The organism is Streptomyces sp. CA-146814 (assembly GCF_050942385.1).
Taxonomy (GTDB): Bacteria; Actinomycetota; Actinomycetes; order Streptomycetales; family Streptomycetaceae; genus Streptomyces.
This window is the reverse complement of record NZ_CP192068.1, coordinates 7,548,341-7,567,222: the sequence shown is the minus strand read 5'-3', so window position 1 is coordinate 7,567,222 and position 18,882 is coordinate 7,548,341. Positions and strand designations below refer to the sequence as shown.

Sequence of the window (18,882 nt, the reverse complement as noted above, 5' to 3'; positions counted from 1 at the left end):
GAGGATGGGGCGGGTGCCGTCCTTCTTCCACCGCGTGACCAAGTACGACCCCGCCCACCGCGACCGACACGGCCGCTACACCGGCCCGCAGGACACCCTCAGCGACCACGGTGAGGTCGAGGCGGCCTACCTCCGGGCGGTCGCGGCCTTCGCCGAGGACTCGGGCATCGATGAACTGGCCGTACGCGAGCCGCAGATCCCTTCGCTCGCCCACTTCGGCGCCGAACCGCCGGTGGACGGCTTCGGACTGGCCGGTCTGTTCCCGCCGGCGCGGGAATGCCACGCCGGAAGCCCCACCGGAGACTCACCGGGCGGACCTCCGGAGGGCTTTCACGACGGGGCCGTCGTCCCGCTCGACGTCGGTCTCGAGCTGGTACGGGCCATGCTGCGCGACAACGGTGCCTGGTGCCGGCTGGAGTGGGAGGACAGGTTCACGGTCCACGTGGGCTGGGACCAGTACCTCTACATCGGCACCGACCGGCCCTGCGAGCGGGCACGGGCCCGGACCCGGCAACTCGGCCTGTTCCCGGAGCGCCTGGACTCCTCCCCGTACGCCATGGAGACGGGCGAGGACGTCCAGCGTCCGGCCGACGACGCGTTCTGGGGCGGGCTGAGCCGGATGGTCTCGGCGCGCCGGGCCGGAGTGCTGGAGGAGATGTACGTCGAGGGCGCCTCGCGGTGGCACCGCCTCTCCCGGGGCGGTGTCGAGGAGGTACGGCCCCGGATCGCCCCGCGCGCCCGGCTCGCCGTGTGGCCCGGTCTGTCGTCCGACGTGGACACCGTCCTGAGCACCTTCCCGGCCGACGGCACGGCGGAGTGCGTGTGGCAGGACGAGGAGGACGGTCCTGTCCGGAGCGCGCTCGTCGACGGGGACACGTTCACCGCGCTCGCCGGCCGGATATCCGGTGCCGCCGCCGTGTCGCTCCTCCCCGTGACCGCCGATGAGCGCGTGCCGTTGTTCACCGCCGTCATGCCCGACGCCGACGGGGTCGTACGGGCCCGATGGCGGACCGACCCGGCGCCGGCGGACCGGCACTGGGCCCTCCTCCGTACGCTGCGTCCCGGCCGGATCGTCGGCGGCACGGTGACCCGCATCGCCGACTTCGGCGTCACCTTCGTGGACATCGGCGGTTTCGAGGCGATGATCAACATCCCCGAGCTGTCGTGGCGCTCCTTCGACCACCCGTCCGACGTCGTCTCCGTCGGCGAGAAGGTCGACGCCGAGATCCTCGGCGTCGAGCTCCTGCCCGAACGCGTGTCGCTGTCGCTGAAGGCCCTGCACGAGGATCCGATGCGGCTGTTGACCGGACGGATCGGCCGTACGGTCGTCGGACCCGTCACCAAGGTCCTGCCCTTCGGTGTGCTAGTCCGCGTGGAGGAGGCGGCGGACGGGTTCGAGGGGCTGGTGCACATCTCCGAGCTGCGGGACGAGCAGCTGGACGGCACGGATATCGCTGTCCGGGTCGGTGACCTGCTGGCGGTCAGGATCCTGGACGTCGACCCGATCCGGCGCCGGATCGTCCTCTCGCACCGGCGGGCCGTCGCGGGGGCCTGATGGCCACGAGCCGGCTCGGGCGGCCCGGCCCGTTCGCGTACACGGCGGGGCCGCCGATCTTCCGGGCGGGGGTCGTACGGCAGGATGAAGCCATGAGCGTAGTCAAGATCAATGTGCTGACCGTCCCCCAGGAACAGCGCGAGGTGCTGGAGAAGCGCTTCGCGTCCCGGGCCCACGCCGTCGAGAACTCCGACGGGTTCGAGTGGTTCGAGCTTCTCCGGCCCGTCGAGGGCACGGACAACTACCTCGTCTACACGCGCTGGCGTGACGAGGCGTCCTTCCAGGCCTGGATGGAGGGCCCGATGAAGGCCGCGCACCAGGGCGGTGGCGGCGCCGAAGGTGGCGAGCGTCCCAAGCCGGCGGCGAGCGGGTCCACCGTCTGGTCCTTCGAGGTGGTGCAGCAGGCCGGGCCGGCTACCGGTGAGTAGATAGCCGCGGGGCACGGGCGGGGCCTTCCGGTGTGAGGGTGCGCCCGTGCCCCCGATACTGTCGTACCCCCTTCGCGGCGCCCGGGTCAGACTCTGGACCCACGCCGTCTCCTCCCGGCGGTTGATCCCCTGCGGCCAGGGCTTTCTTAAGATCGATAGCGGGGGCCGGCGAGCGGGGCGAGGTCCCTCCGTAAGGATTTCAGCGCGCGCCTTGCCGCGCGTGTGGAGAACGTACCGGGGGACGACGACATGACACTGCTGGATGTACTGCTGGGCGCGGTCCGTGAGGCTCCTGGGCAGGTGGTCGTTCATGTCCGCGGTGACGGCAGCGAGTTGACCGTCGCTCTGCCTGAGCTGCTCGACGATGCGCTGTGCGTGGCCGGCGGTTTCCGGGAGGCCGGTGTCGTGCCGGGGACCCGTGTGCCGTTGCTCGCCGATCGCAGCGAGGACTTCCAGCCCATGTTCTGGGGCGCGCTCGCCGCCGGGCTCGTCCCCGTGCCGCTGGCTCCCGACGCCCGGCGCGTCCTGCCGGTCTGGGAGCACCTGGGCCGGCCGCCCGTCGTCGTGGACGCGGCGACCAGGCCGGTGGCCGGTGAACTGCCCGATGACGTACGCACTCTCACGCTCGATGTGCTGCGGGAAGGGCCGGTGCTGCGGGAGCCCTTCCGGGCCGGGCCGGACGAGGTGGCCTTCGTGCAGTTCTCCTCCGGGAGCACCGGTGCGCCCAAGGGGGTGGAGGTGACCCATCGTGCGGTGCTGGCCAATCTGGGGCAGATACGGGAGGCCTCGGCGCTCGCGGCGGACGACGTCGTGGTCAGCTGGATGCCGTACTTCCACGACATGGGGCTCATCGGGACCCACCTCGCCCCGCTGGCCGCCCGCGCCAAGCAGGTGAAGATCGGGCCGCTGTCGTTCGCCAAGCGGCCCCAGATATGGTTCGAGGTGGCGGAGCGGCACCGGGCCACCGTGCTGTCCGCGGCCAACTTCGCGCTGGCACTGGCCGTACGGCGGGTTCCCGGCGCGGTCGTCGAGCGGCTGGATCTGTCGAGCGTACGGCTGATGCTGGTGGGTGCGGAACCGATCGCGCCCGCGGTGTGGCGGGAGTTCGCCCGCAGGATGCGTCCGGCCGGGCTGGATCCGGCGGCGGCCCAGCCGGTCTACGGGCTGGCGGAGGCGACGCTGGCCGTGACGTTCCCGCCGCCGGGAGAGGTGGCCGAGCCGCTGGTCCTGGACCGGGAGGCGCTGAGCCGGGGTGCGGCCGTCGATGGCGTGGCGGGCGCGGGGGCGGTCGAGCTGATGGACGTCGGGGTTCCGGTGGCGGGCTGTGCCGTACGGATCGTGGACGACGGCGGTGCGGAGCTCGGCGACCGGCGGGTCGGGCACATCATGGTGCGCGGCCCTCAGCTGGCCCGTGGCTACCACGGCCTTCCCGGTGTGAGCGCCGATGTGTTCTCCGGCGGGTGGCTGCGTACCGGCGATCTCGGGTTCCTGCGGGACGGGCGGTTGTGCGTCACCGGGCGCCACAAGGACGTGCTCTTCCTCAACGGCCGCACCTTCCACGCCCCGGACATGGAGGCGGTCGCGGCGGCGACGCCCGGGCTGCCGCCCGGTGCTCCTGCGGTGATCGGCTCGACCGATCCCGTGACGGGTGGCGAGCGCGTGGTCGTCTTCGTCCCTTGGGCCCGGCCGCCGCGCGAGGCGGCGGAGGTGCTCGAACGGGTCGCGGCCCGGGTTCGCGAGGCGCTGCTCCACGACGACGTACGGGTGCTGGCCCTGCCTCCGGGCGCCTTTCCCCGGACGACGAGCAGGAAACTGCAACGGCAGCGGCTGCGGGAGCGGTTCGAGGCGGATGCCCACGGGGTGAGTGGTGCGGCTGCGGTCGGTGGTGCGGCTTCGGCTGGTCGTGTGGCTCCGACCGGTGATGCGGCCTCGGCCGGTGGTGAGGCCTCGTCGGCCGGTGATGGGACCTCCGATCCCGTACGGGCCGGGGCTCCGCGCTCGCGCGGCGAAGCCGAAGAGCTCGTACGGGAGGTGTGGGCGCGGGTGCTGGGGCGGGTCGTCGAGTCGATCGGGCTGCATGAGCCGTTCGGGAGCCTCGGTGGGACGTCGCTCAAGGCCATGGAGGTGCTCGTCGCCCTGGAGGACGCGTTCGGGCTGACCCTGCCGCCTGCGGTGATCCGTGACCACGGGACGGTCGCCGCGCTGGCCGGGCATCTGCTGACGGCTTTGCCCGTTCCGGAACCCGGGCCGGTGCGTCCCGCGTCCGCGCCTCATGACCGGCAGGACCGGGCAGCCGCCGCAGCCGTCATCGGGATGGCCTGCCGGTTTCCCGGCGCCGATACGCCCGACGCGTTCTGGGAGCTGCTCGTCGACGGGCACGACGCCGTCGCCCCCGTACCGGACGGGCGATGGGACGATCCGAGGGCCCGGTCGGCCGCTCCGCCGAAGCGCTGGGGTGCTCTGCTCGACGATCCCGCCGCTTTCGACGCCGGCTACTTCGGCATCGGCGAGGACGAGGCCCGCGCGCTCGACCCGCAGGCGCGGCTCTTCCTCGAACTCGCCCATGAGGCGCTCGAACGTGCCGGATACGCGGGGCCCCGCCGGCGCGGCCGCAGGATCGGCGTCTTCGCGGCCGTCGGGGAGAGCGGCTACCGGGAGGTGCTGGACCGGGCATCCGCCGACGGGTTTCCGCTGCCCGGCACGCTCACCGGCAACCTGCCGAACCTGATCGCCGCCCGCGTCTCCCAGTGCCTCGACCTCGACGGTCCCGCGCTCGCCGTGGACACGGCCTGTTCGTCGGGGCTGGTGGCCCTGCACCTGGCGCGGCGCAGCCTCCTGGACGGCGAGTGCGACCTCGCGGTGGTCGGCGGGGTCAACCTGCACCTGACGTCGACCGGTCACCGTCTGCTGGAGGAGGCCCGGGCCCTCTCCCCCACCGGCCGCAGCCGCGCCTTCAGTACCGACGCCGACGGCTTCGTCCCCGGTGAGGGGGGCGCCGCCGTCGTCCTGACGCGTCTGGACGCCGCCCGTGCCGCCGACGACTCCGTCCTCGCGGTGGTCCGGGGCACGGCCGTCAACAACGACGGCCGCTCGATGAGCCTCATGGCACCCAATCCGCTGCGGCAGCGCGAGGTCATCACCCGGGCGTACGAGGCGGCCGGGGTCGATCCCGCCTCGGTGACCTATGTGGAGGCCCATGGGACGGGGACAGCCGTGGGTGATCCGATCGAGCTGCGTTCGCTCGCCCACGCGTTTCCGGTACGGGCCGACGGCGAGCCGCGGCTGCTCGGTTCGGTGAAGACGAACCTCGGCCATCTGCTCAACGCGGCCGCCCTGCCCGCGCTGGTGAAGGTCGTGCTGGCGCTGAGCCACCGCACGCTTCCTCCGTCGCTGCACCACGCGTCCCCTTCACCGGGCCTCACGCCCGCCGGATTCCGTGTGCTGACCGAGGCCCGGGAGTGGACGTCTACCGGACCGCTCGTGGCGGGCATCAACGCCTTCGGCTTCGGCGGCACCAACGCCCATGCCGTACTGGAGGAGGCGCCGACCCCCGCCCCGTACGAGAGTGTGGACAGCGGGCCGCGTCTGCTGACCCTGTCGGCCCGCAGTGCGGACGGGCTGCGGGAGGCGGCGGAGCGGCTCGCCTCCCGTCTGGGCAGCCACCCGGAGCTGGACGAGGGAGATGTCTGCTTCACCGCGAGCACGTCCCGGGACGACGGTCCCTACCGGCTCGCCGTCGTCGCGGACGGGGACCTGCACGACCGGCTCACAGCGTCCGTGGGGCGCGCGGAGGTGGATCAGCGTGACCGGTACACGACGTCCGTGCCGCGTACGTCGGGCATCGCCCGTTCGCGGCCGCGGCTCGTCTTCCTGTTTCCCGGGCAGGGTGCGCAGTTCCCCGGGCGGGACCGGGCGCTGTACCGTACGGCGCCGGTGTTCCGGGAGACCCTCGACGAGGCGTCCGCGCTCCTCGGTCCGGTGGGCGGGCGGTCGCTGGTGGAGTGGGCGGTGGACCCTGATGTGGACCGCGACGCGCAGGCTCTGACGGAGGTGGCGCAGCCGCTGCTCGTCGCCTCCGGGATCGCTCTCGCCCGGCAGTTGCGGGAGTGGGGCGTGGAGCCCGACGCGGTCGCCGGACACAGCGTCGGGGAGGTCGCGGCCGCTTGTGTGGGCGGAGTGCTGACCTTGCGGGACGCCGTACGGTTCGCGGCCGAACGCGGCCGTCTCATGGGCGCGTTCACCGAGCCGGGCGCCATGATCGCCGTCCGCGGAGGTGAGGAGGCCGTCGCCGCGCTGGTGGCGGAGGCTGGCGGTGACCTCGCCGTGGCCGCGTACAACGGTCCAGGGCTTCAGGTTCTCTCGGGTTCCGTCTCCGCGGTGGAGCGGGCCGCGCGCGACCTCGATGGCCTGGACATTCCCGTACGTCGTCTGCGGGTATCCCGGGCCTTCCACTCGCCGCTGATGCACCCGGTCGCCGACCGGCTCGCCGACGCGGCCCGTACGCTCACGCTCCGCGACCCGTCCGTCCCGCTGATGAGCACGGTCACCGGCGAGTGGCAGCCGGTCCTCGGCCCGGAGTACCTGAGCGACCACGCCCTGCGGCCGGTGCTGTTCGGGGCCGCGGTGGAGCGGATGGCGGGGGAGGGGTACGACACGTTCGTGGAGGTCGGGCACGGGGCGACCTTGTCGGGTGCGGCGCGTGTGGCGGCCGCTGCGGGGGTGTGTCGGGGGGGCGACGTGGACGGTACGGCTGCCGACGAGCCGCGCGGGGCGGCGCAAGCCGGCCGGGATCGTGGTGTGCTGGTCGTTCCCGCTCTGCCTGGCGGTACGGACACCCGCGCGCCTGGCGGTGACGGGCTGCGGGCGCTCCTGGAGACCGTCGGGCGGCTGTGGTCGCATGGTGTGCCGCTCGACCGGTCCGCTCTCGATGCCGGTCGCCGCCGGGTTCCGCTGCCCACCTATCCCTTCCGGCGCGACCGTTACTGGGCCGATCCGCCGGTGAGCCCCCTGCTGCACCAGGTGCGGTGGGAGGATTCCGCGCTGCCCGAGGCCGCCACCATGGCGGTGGTGCGTTCCGTACTGCTGACCGGCTCTGATGCCGCGTCCGTCGAGCGGCTCGGCGAGCAGCTGACCGCCGAGGGCATCCGGCTGCACACCGGAGGCGGGGAGCAGGAGCCGCCGGATGCCGTCGTGTTGGTGGCCGGTTCCGCTCCGGACGTGGACGAGGGTGCCGATGCGCTCGGCCGGGCGCAGGAGATCGCGCTGGCCGCCTTCGACGTGGCGCTCGCCGGGCTCGACGCGACGCGGGCGCCCCGGATGGTGGTGCTGACGGAGGACGTCCACATCACCGGAGTCGTGCCCGAGCGGCCTCGGCCCGCCCACGCGGTGCTGGGCGGGGCGCTGCTGGCCCTGCCCGCGGAGGCGCCCGGCTGCTCGGCCACCGGTGTCGACCTCTGCTCGTTGGACACCCCGGCCCAGCGGCTGGCCGCCGTGCTCGCCGAACTTCGTGCGGACAGCGGTGCCCCGGGCGAGACCATCACCGTCGCCTGGCGTGCGGGCCGCAGGCTCAGCCGCACGATCGTGCCTCTGGCGGTGAAGGAGGCGGCCGGGTCCCCGTTGCCGCCCGACGGCACCTTCCTCATCACCGGAGGTGGCGGCGGGGTCGGCGGCGCGCTCGCCCGGGACCTGGCCGGGAGAGGCCGTCCCACCCTCGTACTCGCCGGACGTTCACCGCAGCCTCCCGCAGAACTCGTCGCGGAACTCCGGGCGCTCGGCGCCACCGTCCACTACCGCGTGGCCGATGTCTCGGTGGAGCAGGACGTCGACGCGCTCATCGCCCAACTGCCCTGTCTGGACGGCCTCTTCCATGCGGCCGGGGTCGTCCGCCCCGGCAGTCTGCGGAACCGACGTGCGGAGGAGACCGCCGCCGTCCTGGCCGCGAAGACGCGGGGCATCGTGCTGCTCGCCGCGGCCCTGCGCCGGTACGGACTCGACCCGGCGGTCCGTATCGCGTTCTCGTCCGTCTCCGCGCTGCTGCCGGGGCTGGCGGGCGGCCTGGGCGAGTACGCCGGTGCCAACGCCTTCCTCGACGCGTTCGCCGCATCGGAGCGGCGGGCCGGCCGGCCCTGGCAGTCCGTGAACCTCGCCGCGTTCGCCGAGACGGGCATGGCCGCGGGCCTCGGCACCGGATCGGTGCCGGACTCCCCCGCCGTGCAGCGGGCCGGCGGCCGGCCGGTGGCCACGGCTCCCGCGCTGGCGGCGCTCCGTACGGCGTGCGGGGTCGATGCGGCGCAGTTGCTGCTGGCCGATCCGACGGTGCCGTCTCCGCCCGCGGAGGGTGCGGCGATCGTCGCCGGGGCCTCGCTGCCCGTGGAGGGGGCGGCGGCCGAGTCCGTACCGGATGCACGACCGTCCCGCTCGCTGGTCGTCGCGGGCGCCGATACGGATACCACCGCCGGTACCGCCGCCTTGCTGCGCCGCCTCCTTGGCGCGGCGTTGCGGCTGCCCCCTGCCGAGATCCCCGACGACGCGCCGTTCCTCACCCTCGGCCTGGACTCGCTCGCCGCCGTCGATCTCGTACGGCAGCTGGAGCGGGAGCTGGGCGCTTCCCTGCCCGCCACGCTGTTCTTCGAGTACCGGACCGTCCGCGAGCTGGCCGCCCACCTCGACGCTCCCGCCGACCCTGCACCGGCCCCGCCCATGGCCGCCTCCCCCGTCGCGGACGGCGTGCCGTTCCCGCTCACCCCGGTCCAGCTGGCCCTGCACACCAGCGGCCGGCTCCATCCGGACATCCCAGCCCATGGGTACGTCCGCCAGATCGTCGAAGGGCCCCTGGACAGCGGGCTTCTCGGCCGCGCGCTCACCGCGCTCGCCGATCGGCACGCCATGCTGCGGATCCGCATCGAGAACGGCCCTGACAAGTCCGGTGGAGCGCCTCGGCAGTACGTCGCGCCTGCCTCCGCCCTGGCCGACTGGTACGAGGTGCGCGAGCGGCCCGGTCCCATCGAGGAACTCGAAAGCGCCCTGCGCAACCGGCCGTTCGACCTCTCCGCCGAGCCGCCCGTCCGCGCGGTCCTCGCCCGCGAGACCCCGGACCTGGCCCATCTGGTGCTGGTGATCCACCATGCGGCCGGTGACGGCTACAGCCTCAACATCCTGGCCGGGGAACTCTGGTGGCTCTACACCGCCCTCGCCCGAGGAGAGGACCCCGCACCCCAACTGCCTTCCCTGCCGACCGACTTCGCACGGTACTCCGCCGCTGCCGCCGAGGAGCGGTCGTCCGCGGCCGGTGCCGAGGCTCTCGCCGCCGACCTGCGCCACTGGTCGGAACGGCTGGCCGGCCGGGGCGAGGCGCTTCGGCTGCCGTACGACGGCGATCCCGCCGCCCTTCCGGCCGCGCCTCTGGCGACCCGTCTCAGCGCACTCGACGCGCAGGTGACCGCCGCGCTGGAACAGCGGGCCGCCGCGCTCGGTGTAAGCCTGTTCCATCTGCTGCTCGCCGTCCATGTGCGGTGCCTGGGCCGGTGGAGCGGGCAGCGCGAGGTCGCGGTGAACGTCGCCCGTGCCCGGCGGGACGCCCGGCTGCCGGGTCTGGGCCGGCTCGTGGGGCCGCTCGCCGACACCCTCCCGCTGCTGTGCGCGAGCGACCCGGACGAGCCGGTCGAGGTCCTGGCCGAGCGGCTCGGGCGGATCTGGCTGGAGAGCGAGCGGCATGCGGCGCCCACCAGCCTCGACCTGGCCCGGCTGGTGCCGGACGACCCGGCCTGGGCGGGGCCGCGGACGGTGAGCCCGGCCGGGTTCAGCTTCGCCCGCTTCCCGGCAGCACTCGACGCGCGGTGCCCGGTGACCGTCCGGCCGACGGCGGCCGGGACCGGCACCCCGGCCACCCGCCTCAGCCTGCTGTGCTGGCAGGACGGCCCGGTCCTGCGCTTCTCGTGGAACTTCCCCGTCCAGCTCTTCGACGCGGCGACCGTGGCGCGGCTGGACCGCGACTTCCACGCCGAGCTGACCGCCTTGGCCGAGGCCACCGGCACCGCGACAGGACCCGCCACGATCGTGGAGCGGCTGCTCGCCCGGTTCCGGGCCGCTCCGGACGCGGTCGCCGTCGATACGGGCACCGGCCGTCTGACGTACGCCGAACTCGACCGTGCCTCCCAGGCCCTCGCGTCCCGGCTCGTGGCCCATGGTGTCACTCCGGGAAGCCTGGTCGGGCTGCTCACCGAGCCGGGGGCCGACGCCGTCGTCTCGGTCGTCGCCGTCCTGCGCGCCGGCGCCGGCTGGGTGCCGCTGGACCCGGGCCACCCGGCCGCGCGCCTCGCGGACCAGCTCGACCGCTCGGGAGCCCGTGCGGTGCTCTGCCATGCCGCGACCCATGCGGTGGGCGAAGCCCTCGGTGACGTCAGCTTGATCTCCGTCGATGGGGCGGAGGTCGACGCGCAGGGGCACGGCGAGGTCCCCGGCCGTCCCGTCGACCCTCCCGTCGGCCATCCCGTCGACGCGGACTCCATCGCCTACGTGATCTTCACCTCCGGGTCCACCGGGCGTCCCAAGGCCGTGCCCATCACCTACCGTTCGATGGAGAACTACCTCTCCTGGGCCATCGGCACCTTCGGCTACGACGAGCACGACCGCCTCGCCCAGACGGCCTCGCTCTGCTTCGACGCCTCCGTCCGCCAGCTCCTCGCGCCTCTGCTCGTCGGCGCGACCGTGGTGACGGTGGACCGCGACCTCCTGCGCGACCCCGACCTCCTGCTGACCCATGTCGAACGCGCCCGGATCACCGTGTGGAGCTCGGTGCCCACCCTCTGGGAACAGCTCCTCACCGCTTCCGAGGAGCGGGTACGGCGCGGTGCGCCACGGCCCGGTCTCTCCGCCCTCCGGTGGGTGCACGTCGGCGGCGAGGCCCTGTCGCCCGCCCATGTGCGCCGCTGGTTCGATCTCTTCGGCGACGGGCAGCGGATCGCCAACCTGTACGGGCCGACCGAGGCCACCATCAACACGACCTGCCACATCATCGGCGCCCGGCCCGCCGACCATGTACGCCAGCTGCCCATCGGCCGCCCGGTGGCCTGGACGGAGGTGGAGGTCGTCGGGCCCGACGGAGAGCTGCGGCAGCCCGGCGAAGCCGGTGAGCTGCTCATCGCCGGGGCCGGTCTGACGCCGGGATACCTCGGTGAACCTGCCCTGACCGAGGCTGCGTTCACCTATCGGCGCGGGCGGCGCTGGTACCGCAGCGGCGACCGGGCGCGGGTTGCCGAGGACGGCACCCTGGAGTTCCTCGGGCGGCTGGACGACCAGGTGAAGGTGCGCGGCAACCGGGTCGAGCTCGGTGAGATCGAGGCCGTGCTCCGGGACCATCCGGACATCGCGCAGGCCGTGGTGCTCCTCCAGGAGGGCCGCCTCATCGCGTTCGTGACCCCGAGGCCGGGAGCGTCCGGCGTGGACGCCGTGGGCCTGCGGCTCCATCTCTCGCGGACCCTGCCGTCGTACATGGCGCCGTCCCGCATCACTCCGGTGGAGGCGATGCCGCTCACCGGGACGGGCAAGATCGACCGGCGGCAGGTGCTCGACCTCTTCTCGGGGCTGTCTTCGGGTGGAGGGGTGAACGGCGGAAGCGGCGCGTCGACGTCCGGCGATGTTCTGGGTACGCCGCCCGCGACGGCGACCGAGGTCCGGCTGGCGCGGATCTGGTCGGCGCTGCTCCAGGCCGACGACGTGTGCCGTGAGGACGACTTCTTCGCGCTCGGCGGCGACTCCCTGCTCGTGCTGGAGGTGTTCGCCCGGCTGGCGGAGGAGGGTGGTCCGCTCCCCCGGCCGACCGTGATCTACCGTCACCGCACCCTGTCCGCACTGGCCGCCGCGGTGGATGCGGCCGCCTCGGAGTCAGACTCCGTGGACGCCACAGGTCCCGTCACGGCCGTGACGGACGGCGCCGGGCCCACGCCCTTCCCGCTCACACCCACCCAACGGGGCTTCCTGCTGGCAGAAGCCATCGCACCCGGTGAGGCATCGTCCTGGCTCACCCGACTGCGCCTGCGCGGCCAGCTCGACACGGCACGGTTCCAGCAAGCGGTGGACGCCCTCGTCGTACGGCATCCCATGCTGCGCACCGTCTTTCCCGCCGGCGCACGCCCGGCCGTCCAGCAGGAGCTGCCGCCGTCCCTGCGCCTGCCGGTCGACTTCGAGACCCTCTCCGACCCGCGCGCCGTCGACGACAGAGCCGCCGCCGAACGGGCGCGCCGCTTCGAACCCTGGGCCTGGCCCCTGCTGCGCCTGCGGGTGCTCACCCTCGCCCCCGACGACCACGTACTCCTGGTGCACGCGCACCACATCATCGGCGACGGCTACAGCGCGGCGCTCCTGATCCGGGAGGTGACGGCCGTGTACGACGCGCTGTCCCTGGGTGAGGAGCCGGCCCTGGCCCCGCTGCGCAGCACGTTCCGCGACCACGCCGCCCGTCTCGCCGTCCGGACGGAGGCGGCGACGGCGGCGGACGGGAGCCGGTGGGAGCTGCTCAGCGCCCCTTACCGGCCGCCGGTCCTCACCGCCGAAACCACTGGGAGCGACGAGAGCAGCGGAAGCGGCGGGAGCAGCGGGAGCGGCGGGAGCGGCGGGAGCAGCGGGAGCAGCGGGAGCGGATATGAGGCGAGCCGTCATATGCCGTTCCACGCGCACGAGTTCACCATCGAGGCGGACCAGGTGGAGCAGCTGCGTGGCCTCGCCTCCCGTACCGGTGCCGCCCTCTACGCTCCCGTGCTGACCGCCTACTACCGGGCCCTCGTGGCGGCGACCGACCGGGAGGATCTGGTGCTCGGGCTCGCCGTCAGCGGCAGGGACCTCGCTCTGCCGGACGCGCACCGGGTGTTCGGCCCCTATGCCACGGCCGTGCCGCTGCGGCCGGCCGGTCCGGGCTCCGGGCGGACCTCCGACGCGGACTTCGCGGACGATCTGCGGCGGGTCGTCGCCGAGGCGACGGCGACGCAGGTCCACGAAGGTCCCGTACCGTCCCTGCCCAACGGGCTGCCGCTGTCCTCGCAGTTCTTCTTCACCTACCTGGACTTCTCCGCGCTGGGGCCGGAGAGCGGGCGGACCCTCACGGTCGGCCGTCCGGACGGTGGCGGCGAGTACACCCCGCCTCCGGTCGGTACGGATGTGTTCCTGGCGGCCGGCCTGGACTCCGGGCGGCTGCGGCTCACGGTCCGCGCATCGGCTGCGGCGTTCACACCGCAGGCCCTGACCGCGTTCGCGGAGGCGGTACGGGATGCGTTGACACGCGCGGCGGCCGCGCCGGTTCCGGAGCAGCGACGGGTCGAGAACCGCTCTGCAGTGGACAAGCGGGCGCAGGGCATGGATGCCGCGCTCATCGGCTATCTGCCGTCCCCGGCCCACCTCGCCCGGCTGGCACGGCTGCCGGAGGCGGCGCTGCCCCGTGAGGAGCTGCGCGCCCTCCTCTTCCCGGACGGGCGCCCGCGCCTTCTGGAGACCCTGAGCACCCCGCTGGGGCGTTCGGGCTTCGTGTGCGTCCCGCTGTTCGCGGACGAGCTGGCACCGGACTCCGCTCTCCTCCGCCACACCGCGCACGGCGTGGAGCTCGCCTCGTCCCTCGGTGCCCGGTCCGTCTCCCTCGCCGGCATGATCCCCTCGCTCACCGGCTACGGGTTCGACGTCCTGCGCGCCATCGGCACCACCGGAGCGGCCACGGCCGTGACCACCGGGCATGCGGCGACCGTCGTCTCCGTCGTCAGGACCGTCCACGCCGCGCTCGACGCCACCGGACAGGAACTGGGTTCCCTCACCGTCGCGTTCGTGGGGCTGGGCTCCATCGGCTCCTCGTCCCTGGAGCTGCTGCTCGGCCAGGCGGCGGGTCCGCCCGCGCGACTGTTGCTCTGCGACGTGCCGGGCAGCGGACCGCGCCTCAAGGAGCTCGCCGAGCACCTGCGGGAACGCGGTCTGGCCGATGAGGTCGACGTACTCGAATCGGTCGGCGGACTTCCCGACGCGGTCTACGGAGCGCGTCTGATCGTCGCGGCGGTCAGCGGCGGCGGCACGCTCCTCGACGTGGACCGTCTTGAACCCGGTACGACGGTGGTGGACGACTCGTTCCCGCACTGCTTCGACACCGGGCGGGCCCTCGGCCGGATGGAGCGGGCGAAGGACGTCCTGGTGGTGGGCGGCGGGCTGTTGAGCGTCGGGACCGTGGAGCGGCAGGTGGCCGACGGGCTGCCGGCCGCCGCGGTGGCCGGATACCTCGCGCAGCCCGCGCTGCCCGGCACCATCGCGTCCTGCCGGCTGGAGTCCCTGCTGCACGCCTCCGGAACCGACGTGCCGCTCGTTCGCGGGCCGGTCGACGCGGCCACCGGCCTGGCCTACTGGGCTGCGGCGGAAGCCGGCGGAACGGGTGCGGCGCCGCTCCATCTGCTCACCCACGCCATCGGCCCGGATGTGGTCCGGCAGATGGCGGAAAGGGCCCGGGCCGAATAAACGTAAGGATTGTCTCTCCGCGCCCCTCCGGACGGCAGAAGAATCCGGACGGAGGGGCTCCGGAACAGCGGATTCACCTTTCGATACCGTCGCACCGGGAGAAAGGCCGACAGAGTCGCGCATCTCCACGCGTGCCGCTTTCCGGAAGCGAACATATGCCGTCGCGTGTCGGCGGTCACCGGGTGGCAATCGGCCGGTAATCGCACTTTTAAGACATTTCTCCGCCGTCCCGTTGGCTGAATACGGTGCTGCTCCGGGTGCCGGGCTCCGACCTACGCTGCCGAACCGGTGCACACAGGAGCACCGTTCCTGCTCTCTCGACTCCCGGAGAACACATGTCCCTTCCCGAAATGGCCACCTCCTTCGATCTCGACGGACTGGATCTCGGAGAGATCACCGTCACCGCGATGCGCGACACGGCCGGAATAGGCGAGTCCACCTACTCGCTGTCGTCCTCCTCCTCGACGTCCTGTCAGGGCTGCAGCGGTTGCAGTGTCCAGCCGCCGGTGCAGTTCGACACCGCGTGACACAGGAGCCGTGAGGGCTTCCGCGGCACCGCTTCGGCGCGTCTCCGCGCCACGGTGCCGCGGAGGCCCGCTCGCGTACGAACCCGTCGCCTCCCGAAATGTGCCGGGGGCTCTGTCCAACGCCCAGCCGACTGGATCGATGTGAACCCGCCCGTACCGGAACTCCAGATGCCCCCAGCCCCTGTTCGTGACGAGCGCGGGGTTCCGCTTCCCCGGATCGCCCCCGGCGCGCTGGTGCGTACGACCTTGCTGAGTCTGCCGGCCGAGCCCGGACCGGCCGCCGCGTTCCGAGCCGCGCTGGCCGGGCTGGTGGAGCTGGAGGACCGGCTCACCGCCTTGGCCCCCGCGCTCGGTGACGCGCTGTACGCGAGCCGGGCGGGCCATGCGGAGGACTTCCACCGCGAGGTGGTGCTGCCGCTCCGCCGGGCCGTGCACAACGGGCGCGAGCCGCGGCCCGCCCTCCTCCGCAGCCTGGGTGGCCTGCCTGACCGGGTACCCGAACTGCGCGCCTGGCTCGACGCGCATGGACGCAAGGAGGAGCTGCTGACGGCTCTCCGCTCCGGGACCGCTCCCGCGCTGGCCGCCGGCCGGTCGGCGCTCGCCGGGCTGTGCCGGGAGCCCTCGTTCCTGCGCGCCGCGTCGTTCACCAGCGCCGACCTGCTGCGGGCGGTGGAGCGGGCCGGGCAAGGGCCGACGGACCGCAGGACGCGGAAGGAGGAGGCGGGCGTGCTGCGCCATGCGACGCGGGCGGTCGCCCGTACGACCCCACTGTCGGCCTTCGCGGGGGTGGGGTGGGGGGTGCTGCCGACGGCACCGGACAACGGGGAAGCCGGTTCCTGGAACGGCGCCGATCTGCCGGTCGGTTCGGCGCAGGCCGTGGTCCGCGCCAACCGGACGCTGGTGGACACCCTGTTCGCGGCGCTGGCGGCGGACCCGCGCCGTCGCTCGACCCTGCCGCACCGCCTGTGCAGCAGCCCGCGTGTCTCCGACGGCCGCGCCGCCTTCGCCCGCTCCCGTACGGCCTTCACCGCCGCCCGCTTCCTCGCGGTGGAGGACGACGAGGTCACCCTCGGCGCGGCGGAACCGCTGCGGCGGCTCGCCGCGCTGTGCGACCCTCCGGCGACGCTCGACGCACTGGCCGGGATGCTCGCAGCAAAACAGTCAAGGGGTCCGGATGCGGACCCGGCGCCGGACTCGGCCCCCGACCCGGCGCAGATCGCCGCAGCAGCCGCCTTCCTCCGGCAGGTCTGTGACGCGGGGCTGCTCGTCCCGGTGGAGCCGTTCGACCCCCAGGACCCCGATCCCCTCCCCCGGCTGGCCCACTGGTTGCGGGAGACCGGCTCCCCCCAGGACCGCGAGCTGGCCATCCGTATCGAGGAACTCTCTTCGGCCACCGGCGAGTTCGGCGCCGCCGACCCCGGCCAACGCGCCGCCCTCCTCGCCACCCTCAGGGACCGCTGGATGACGCTCCTGGCCGAGGCGGGCCGCCCGGTGGGCCCCTCGTCCGCCCGCCTCACCGTCCTCAGCGAGGACATCGTCATGCGGCAGCCGGTCCGCCTGGACGGCTTCCTCGGCGCTGCCGACCACCGGGTGCTGGCTGAACTGGGCTTCCTGGCCGAGGTGTTCGACGTCGGTCCGGTGGTACGGCGGCATGTGCGGGACGCCTTCGTCGCGCGGTACGGGCCCGGCGGCACCTGCCCGCACGTGTGGGACTTCGGCGCCGACGCCAATGCGGCATGGCAGCAGGCCGCGCGCGCCACCGGCGGAGGCGACCCCGGCGTGGACGGCGACGGCTCCACCGCCGCAGGTGGTGTCCGCCGGCTCGCCGCGCTCCGGGCCGAGTTGGTGGCGGCCGTGCACGCGGACCACGGCGGCGGGCCCGATGACGACGCCGTCCTGCCGGCCGGCCTGGTGGCCGCCCTCGGCTCCCGGCTGCCGTCGTGGGCGGCGCGGCGCCCGGTCTCGTACACCGGGTTCGTCCAGCGGGCGCCCGGCGGGCTGCTCTGCGTGAACCATGTGTACGGAGGGTGGGGACGGTTCAGCAGCCGGTTCCTGGACGCCCTGGACCCCGAGGCCGTACGCGAGACGGCCGCCGCCGTGTCCGGCACGCTCGGCCCCGGCGCCCCTGTGGCGCAGGTGCGGCCGGTCAGCGGCTTCAACGCCAACCTGCATCCCCGGTTCGTACCGGAGGAGATCGGACCGGACCGCTCGTCCACCTCCCTCGCCATGGGCGACGTGGAACTGGTCCATGACCTGGACGGCGATGAGGTACGCGTCCGGATCAAGGCCACCGGCGAGTGGGCCGATGTGCTCTACGCGGGAGTCTTCGCGCCGCTCCTGCTCCAGCCGAGGCTCGCGCCCCTGCTGATGGACCACCCGCACGGCATGGCCGATTTCGGCGCCCTGGTACCCCGTCACCTCACCGCCGTACCGGGCGGCGACCTGGTGCGCACCCCGCGCCTGCGCCACCGCCATCTCGTGCTGCGCCGGCGCCGCTGGCAGCTGGCGGGCCCGACGGTGGCGGTGCTGCTCGCGGAGCTCGCGGCGGAGGGTGAGGTGCCGGTCGGGACGGTGGCGCGCTGGCGGGCCCTGCTCGGCGTACCCGATGAGCTCTATCTGCACGCCGCGCCACCGGTCCGGGGCGGACGGGTGGACGAGGACCTGCTGAGCGCACTCGACCGCCCCAAGCCGCAGTACGTGGACCTCGGCGACGCGCTGCATCTGCGCTGCCTGGGCAAGTGGCTGGCCCGCCACCCGGACGGGGCGGTCCTGGAGGAGGCGCTGCCGGCGCCGGCCCGGGGCGCGAGGTACGCGGCGGTGGAGCTGGTGGTGGAGACCTACCGTGCCGGCGCTTCCGGCGCTTCCGGCGCTTCCGGTGACCGTGCGCTTGCCCGGCAGGCGAACCGAAGGGACGACCGATGACCGTCGATCAGGCGGCGCAGACCGCGACCACCTCCCCGGAAGGCCCGCGGGCGGAGCCGGACGCGCTGGATTCGCTGGGGCGGTGGATGTTGCGGCCGGGGGTCTCGGTGACCGTGCTCCACAACGGCGTACATCTGCGGGGCTGGATCCCCAGCGTCACGCTGGAGGGCGGCGCCGGGCTGCCGGTGCTGTGGAACCGCCTGGCCGAGGCGCTCGCGACGGACGGGAGCGCGGAGCCGGCGCTGACGGCCCCGGCGGGTTCGCCGCTGCGGGCCGCCCTGGTGACGGTGATCGGCCAACTGCACGACCACGGCCTCCTGGTCGAGCGCCCCGGCGGGGATGGGTGGCTGGGTGCGGTCGCCGAACGGCCCACGGACGCCGCAGCCGCGCTCTCCCGCACCCGGGTGCGGGTTCTCGGCGCGCGTCCGGACGGTCCGCTCGCACGCGCCGCCGTACGGGCGCTGGACCGAGCCGGTGTCCGGACGGAGACCGTGGAGACGGCGGAGCTGCCGGACGGGCAGATCCTGCTGGTCGGCTCCGAAGTCGGCGTGCCGCCGGCCCTCGCCGGCGAAGAGGACCGGGCGGTGGCCGCCGGCCTGCGCTCGGGCGTCGGATTCGTTACGCCGGTGGGCAGCCCGCTCCAGGCACGTGCCGACGCCGACGGGCTGGCGGACCGGTTGCGCCAGCGGGAGGTGCACGGCGCGGCCGAGCACCCGGGCCTGGCCGCGCTTCTCGCCTCCTCGGCGGCGCAGCGGCTGGTGTGTGCGGTGGCCGGGCTCCGCGACCCGTCGGCCGAGGCGGGCGATGCCCGGCTGCTGCCCGGGCTGCCGGCGGCACTGGTGGCGGAGCGGGAGCCGTTGCGGGGTGAGTACCGCACCTGGGCGGGTTCCGTGCTCGTGGACCCCGACCGGGTCCGGTCGCGTCCTGCCGTACGTACCTTGGCCTAGGCGCTGGCCCGTATCCCGGTACT

The 18,882-nt window shown here is 73.9% G+C and carries 6 protein-coding genes; all 6 read left to right on the top strand.

Going from position 1 to position 18,882, the window contains the following annotated elements; all coding sequences use genetic code 11:
- The first annotated feature begins 4 nt into the window (after positions 1-4).
- The 6 genes from ACQP09_RS33470 to ACQP09_RS33445 all read left to right on the top strand — a co-directional run bounded on the left by ACQP09_RS33470 (position 5) and on the right by ACQP09_RS33445 (position 18,859).
- Positions 5-1,555 (top strand): S1 RNA-binding domain-containing protein, encoded by a 1,551-nt coding sequence (locus tag ACQP09_RS33470; RefSeq protein WP_433406422.1) that lies wholly within the window; start codon positions 5-7, stop codon positions 1,553-1,555.
- A gap of 92 nt (positions 1,556-1,647) precedes the next feature.
- Positions 1,648-1,983, top strand: a complete 336-nt coding sequence (locus ACQP09_RS33465; RefSeq protein WP_433406421.1) for an antibiotic biosynthesis monooxygenase family protein — start codon at positions 1,648-1,650, stop codon at positions 1,981-1,983.
- 249 nt (positions 1,984-2,232) lie between these two features.
- The gene (locus tag ACQP09_RS33460) at positions 2,233-14,463 is read left to right on the top strand and encodes an amino acid adenylation domain-containing protein (protein ID WP_433406419.1); all 12,231 of its coding nucleotides are present in this window, start codon (positions 2,233-2,235) and stop codon (positions 14,461-14,463) included.
- A 335-nt stretch (positions 14,464-14,798) separates the two neighbouring features.
- Positions 14,799-14,990: a thiazolylpeptide-type bacteriocin gene (locus ACQP09_RS33455; protein WP_432152354.1), complete on the top strand. Its 192-nt coding sequence runs from the start codon at positions 14,799-14,801 to the stop codon at positions 14,988-14,990.
- Positions 14,991-15,158: 168 nt separating this feature from the next.
- Positions 15,159-17,912, top strand: coding sequence for a lantibiotic dehydratase (locus tag ACQP09_RS33450; RefSeq protein WP_433406418.1), 2,754 nt, complete (start codon positions 15,159-15,161; stop codon positions 17,910-17,912).
- Positions 17,909-18,859: a hypothetical protein gene (locus ACQP09_RS33445; protein ID WP_433406417.1), complete on the top strand. Its 951-nt coding sequence runs from the start codon at positions 17,909-17,911 to the stop codon at positions 18,857-18,859. The genes ACQP09_RS33450 and ACQP09_RS33445 overlap by 4 nt, the downstream gene beginning before the upstream one ends.
- Positions 18,860-18,882: the final 23 nt, after the last annotated feature.